At 44.7% G+C, this 5,410-nt stretch carries 4 protein-coding genes and 1 tRNA gene; 2 read left to right on the top strand and 3 right to left on the bottom strand.

All coding sequences use genetic code 11. The annotated features are described in order from the left end of the window. Positions 1-144 precede the first annotated feature (144 nt). Both PSE7429_RS21355 and PSE7429_RS21350 read right to left on the bottom strand, forming a co-directional pair. Positions 145-366 carry a Calvin cycle protein CP12 gene (locus tag PSE7429_RS21355; RefSeq protein ID WP_009629451.1) on the bottom strand — a complete coding sequence of 74 codons (222 nt, stop codon included), beginning with the start codon at positions 364-366 and terminating at the stop codon, positions 145-147. A gap of 91 nt (positions 367-457) precedes the next feature. Next, positions 458-1,354, bottom strand: coding sequence for a 4-hydroxybenzoate solanesyltransferase (locus PSE7429_RS21350; protein ID WP_009629450.1), 897 nt, complete (start codon positions 1,352-1,354; stop codon positions 458-460). A gap of 626 nt (positions 1,355-1,980) precedes the next feature. On the opposite strand from PSE7429_RS21350, the gene PSE7429_RS23950 reads away from it, so the two are divergent. After that, on the top strand, positions 1,981-3,492 hold the full coding sequence (locus tag PSE7429_RS23950; protein ID WP_009629449.1) for an isochorismate synthase: 1,512 nt from the start codon (positions 1,981-1,983) through the stop codon (positions 3,490-3,492). A gap of 504 nt (positions 3,493-3,996) precedes the next feature. After that, positions 3,997-4,080 (top strand) — tRNA-Leu (locus PSE7429_RS21340). Between the two features lie 197 nt (positions 4,081-4,277). Here PSE7429_RS21340 and PSE7429_RS21335 read toward each other — a convergent pair. Continuing rightward, entirely contained in the window at positions 4,278-5,177 is a 900-nt protein-coding gene (locus PSE7429_RS21335) for a CoB--CoM heterodisulfide reductase iron-sulfur subunit B family protein (RefSeq protein WP_040690083.1), read from the bottom strand. Between the last annotated feature and the right edge of the window lie 233 nt (positions 5,178-5,410).

The following is a 5,410-nucleotide window of genomic DNA, read 5'->3' as shown; positions in this document are numbered from 1 at the left end:
GCAATAGAGATTTGCGGCGCGAAGCGCCGCAAATCTCTATTGCGTTTGGTGTTTATCCTAACATTACTGACTATAGCTATAAAAAAGGGGCGCAAAGCACCCCTTTTTTATGTTAATTTGCAAAATGTCTAAGACATAGAGAAATTAATCTTCGTATAGACGACATTCGGCAGCTTCAGGATTATCATCGCAATATACTTCGAGGGAGTTTTTACTTTTCTCTTGTTTTTGATGAGATGCTTCAGCTTGCAATTCCTCAACGCCATCCCATGCAACGGCACATTCCTTAGAATCTGTACCGCTTGTTTCGCAGATTTGTCTGGCTATTTGTACTTCTTCGAGGATTTTCTCTTTAATATTGCTCATGTATTTTTTCTACTATCTATGACTTAGATATTAACAGACTGAGGCAAACTAGCCATCATGCATCAGGAGTAGGAATCTAGATGATAGTGGTTTAGCCAAAACCTAGGGTCGATGGGAGCATTCCTGCCAAGATAATAAAGCCGATCCAGACATTTTGACCAAAGGCTTTTTGATATAACTCGCTCGGAATCTCCGCTTGGTTCAATCTGTTACATTGCCATATCCATATTACTGCGCTAGTCAAGCAAGCAAAGTAGTGTGTGTAACCAAGTTGAATTTCAAAACCAAGCCAAACCAAGCATCCCAGTGTAATTGCCAAAAAAATAGCGATCGCAAATGTTACATATCTTCCAAAAAATAGGGCACTGGATTTAATACCAACCCTCATATCATCCGAGCGATCGCTCATGGCATAGATTGTGTCAAAGCCCATCGTCCAAGCAATTACCGCTATCCATAGTTCCCAAGCATGGCGATCGAGTCCACCTGTAACAGCGCTCCAAGGAATCAGTACCGTAAATCCCCATGCGATCGATAGTACGAGTTGGGGTACAGCAAAGAAACGCTTGCAGGCAGGATAAATGACAATGACGGGGACAGCAGCAAAGCAAAGCCCAAAACTCAGGGGATTGAGGTAGGTGGATAGCAGGAAGGCACATAGTCCTGAAACCAATAACACGGCAATCCCAACTTGAATGGATAAGGAGCGCTCGGCGAGGGGACGATTTTTGGTGCGATCGACCATGGGATCGATATCAAGATCCCAGATATCATTAATCACACAACCTGCGGCACTGGTTGCCAAACTACCGAGAATTACCACGATCAAGAGGTTAAGAGGTGGTAGGTGATGTTGCGATTTGGATGCGGCTACGGTTGCCCACAATGCAGGCAGCATCAAAATAAGCCTTCCAGCAGGTTTATGCCAACGTAAAAGACGAACAATCTTTTGAAATGTTGGCTCATTGTTGCTCAGGCTAGTCGTCATGGTGAATGCTTATCAATTCCTTTGCCTTGAATATATTAATTCTATAGTAATGCTTAAGTTAGTTAAGCAGCTAGGCACAAATATAAAGCCCAAACCCGATGGCGCACGCAACGCTTGCGCCATCGGGTTTTAATCTGGATTTTAATTAGCTTGGTATAAGTAGCTGGGTATAATTAAAACCCCAAAACCTGTAGCGCACGCGCAGCGTGCGCTACAGGTTTTGGGGTTTTAATTATGCCCAGCCACTTATAAGTTTTATAGCTGTTGCCACTCGCATTAGGACAAAATCAAAGGACAAGAAGAGAAGGTTGGCGCTTTGCGTCAACCTTCTCTTCTTGTCCTTTATATAGAGCGTACCGTCCCCGTAGCGGGCGGTACGATCTCTGGTTTTGTTTTTTAATCTTAATACGCTTGGCAACAGCTACTCCCTTCCCACCAAAGAAATAGACATACAAAACCAAGAATTAGCGTTGCGGCGCGAAGCGCCGCAACGTCTAATTTTCACTAGGAAGGGAGTATCAGTGTAATTACAAAGGCTCGAACCAAAATTGGAGAAAATTTAGCAAGTAAATTTTCGTGTTTTATTTAGGTCTTAACTGTGCTGACGACTGCTATAAAATATAACCATGCAAGTTCGTCAGAGTGTCACCTATAGCAGCATTGATTCTAAATCTCTGCACGATTGGATTGTTAAAGCGATCGCTAAAGCGCAGATCGAGGGATCGCCGATTTTATTTAGTTACTCTCAGAGCTGGGAGTGCGCTAACCCTCTATTGTTGTTGGCAAGTAAGACTGAGGTGCAACAGCCAAAGTTCTATTGGGAACAACCTCACGCCAATCTGATCTTAGCGGCGGCGGGTTCGGTCGCAGAAGTATCCGTTCCCAATAATGATAGAAGCGATCGCTTTGATTGCGCCAAAAAATTTATCAAAACCCATTTAGCCAATGCGATCCTTGCCAAAGATCCCAATCTGGAATTAGTCCAATCTGAAATTTCTATACATGTAGTGGGAGCATTTTCGTTTTATCACAATGGTAGTAATTCTGAAAATTGGTTGGATCTAGCACAAGCCAATAACTACCCGCAGGACTCTTTGCCAGAGACAGAGTTTCCCACCCTACTTTTTTTTATTCCTCGTTGGATGCTACGGCATAAGGATCGCACCTGTACCTTAACGCTAAATCATTACATTCAGCCTTGGGATCGCGCCGATGAGGTGCTCGAACGGATAGAGAATATGCGATCGCATTTACAGGAAAGTTCGCATTACGAAGCACCGACAGTTCATGAGGTGAGCAAAATCGTTGAGGTACAGGGACAACAGATTTGGACGGAGATTGTCGAACGAGCTTTAACTTTGATTCATCAAGGGCATTTTGAAAAGGTCGTCTTGGCTAGGGCGTTGGATGTGTTGGCTGATCGGAATTTCGATCCTTTTCAAGTGCTGCATGTCTTGCGCTGTGAGTATCCCGAATGCATTTCCTTTTTGTTGGATTATGGATTGGGCAAAACATTTTTGGGCGCAACTCCTGAAGTGGTACTGCAATTTAAGTCCTATGGCGATCGCTTTTGGTTACGGAGCGATGCTCTAGCAGGTTCGATCGGGCGTGGCAAAACGGTATCTGAAGATCGCATGTTGGGCGAGAATCTCCTCAACAGTGAAAAGGATATGCGCGAACACCAGTTTGTAATTCGTTCGATCTGCGATCGCCTACAAAGCATGGGCGCAGCGATCGATCCCCAAGTTAATACGGGCTTGCTCAGGCTCTCCAATGTACAGCATTTACACACGCCGATCACTGCCCAAATCAATGATTCGGACTGGCTAATTGCCCTCGATATTTTGCAACAGTTGCACCCGACAGCGGCAGTCGGCGGCGAACCAAGAGATCGCGCAGTTTGCTTTATGCAGCAATGGGAAGCCTGCGATCGCGGTTGGTATGCAGCTCCGATCGGTTGGCTAAATGGCAATGGAGAAGGTACTTTTGGCGTGGGAATTCGAGCGGGATATATTCAAGGCGATCGGGCGAGGATTTTTGCTGGTGCGGGAATTGTCGCAAATTCGCAGGTGGAGAACGAGCAAAGTGAAACTACGATCAAGTTTGCAGCCTTATTAAAAGCATTAGGAGCAATGTAAATTAAATTTTCTAGCTTCGACTCCGCTCAGCTAACGTTGGCTGAGCGAAGTTGAAGCCACAAGTACTTTAATTAAGTAGCTAAGCATAAGTAAACTTAAAACCTAGAAGAGCGTACCGCCCGCTACACGGGCGGTACGCTCTCTGGTTTTGGTTTTTAATTATGCTTAACTGCTTAATAGCAAGTCTCTTACAGCGCTTTGCGCTCAAATCCAAACCAATAAACTTTTTGAAAGTGTTGCAAAGCAACACTTTCAAAAAGTTTATTGTGGTTCTTTTGATCGAAAATTGCTGTAGCTAATTATAGATATCGCCTGTACTAGGACATAAACCCCAAGAATTGACTGGCGGCGCTTCGCGCCGCCAGTCAATTGGTTTATGTCCTCCACTTGGGCGACAGCTATAGATAGAAGCGCGAGCCTTTGGAAAAACATCAAAAAAATATTTACAAAAATAATTTGACAAGATGCGCCATCTTCAGTGTAAGATATAAATCTTGAAAAAAAGGGCGAATGGCGGAATTGGTAGACGCATCAGACTCAAAATCTGACGACAGCGATGTCATGAGAGTTCGATTCTCTCTTTGCCCATAAAAAAGAACTACAAGAAGCTTTTGAAAACTGTTGTGAGGCAACAATTTTCAAAAGCTTCTTGGTTTGGATTTGAGCGCAAAGCACTGTAGATCAAATCAAAGCCCAAAAGTAAAAGCCTTGCGTAGCAAGGCTTTTACTTTTGGGCTTTGATTTGCTAGCTTAACCCGAACCGAAGTCAACTAGCTGAAGCCTTGCTATAGCAGCGCGAGTTTTTGTAAAACAGAACTTGTAGAGACGATGTGACGATCTAGACCGAGAACTTTAGGATCGAGTCCGATCGCTAGTCCGATCAACTGGGGTAGGTGCAATATGGGAATTCCCAGTTTTTGACCGATCACTTGTTCGACTTCGGGTTGTCGTGAGTCGAGATTGAGATGACATAGAGGGCAGGGGGTCACGATACAGTCCGCGCCAGATGCGATCGCGGCGGTAAGATGCCTGCCCGCCATCGAGAAAGACTCTTTAGGCGCATAGCTGGAGATCGGCCAGCCACAGCACTGGACACGACCTTCATAATAGACAGGAGTTGCTCCGACGGTACGAAACACATTTTCCAGAGACTCAGGACGGAAAGGATCGTCAAAGCGAGTAACCGTTTGCGATCGCAGTAAATAGCAACCATAGAAAGCCGCACAGTTTAAATTGGCTAAGGAGCGGCTTACTTTAGTTGCGAGTCTTTGCAATCCGTAATCGCGGATCAAAATCCAGAGTAAATGCAAAACTTCGGTGGAACCTTGAAAATGATGTCCTTGGGTGTTAAGGATTGTATTTACCTCTTCTTTGCGATCGGTATCGACGCTTGTGAGCCGATCATTGACGCGACCGAGTACTCCCTGACAGGTGCTGCATTGCGTCATTACCGTGAGATTTAATTCTTCGGCGAGGGCAATATTGCGGGCATTGATTACGTCCTCCATCAGTTCATCAGTTTCTTTGAAGGTTCCCGAACCACAACAGGTTGCTTTATGCAGTTCTACTAGTTCAATACCTAGGGCTTGAGCGATCGCTGTGGTGGAGGCATGTAACTCTTTACATGCACCTTTAGCAACGCATCCAGAATAGTAGGCGTATTTCAATGCTTTAGTTTCTGTCATTATCTCTCGATTGCCAAAATCGGTCTCATTCTGCTTAATATAGCAACGTAAGGCTTGCTTAGGACATAAAACCCTAAAGATAGGTGGCGGCGATCCGCGCCGCCACCTATCTTTGGGGTTTTGATTTTTCCTACCCACTAAAGAAATGTGAGTTCGGAATAATTTGAAACCGACTTTGAGAAAGGGTTTGCTACGCAAACCCTTTCTCAAAGCCCAAAAGTAAAAGCCTTGCG

The sequence above is a fragment of the Pseudanabaena biceps PCC 7429 genome (assembly GCF_000332215.1).
Lineage (GTDB): Bacteria > Cyanobacteriota > Cyanobacteriia > Pseudanabaenales > Pseudanabaenaceae > Pseudanabaena > Pseudanabaena biceps.
This window is presented reverse-complemented; position numbering and strand designations above follow the sequence as displayed.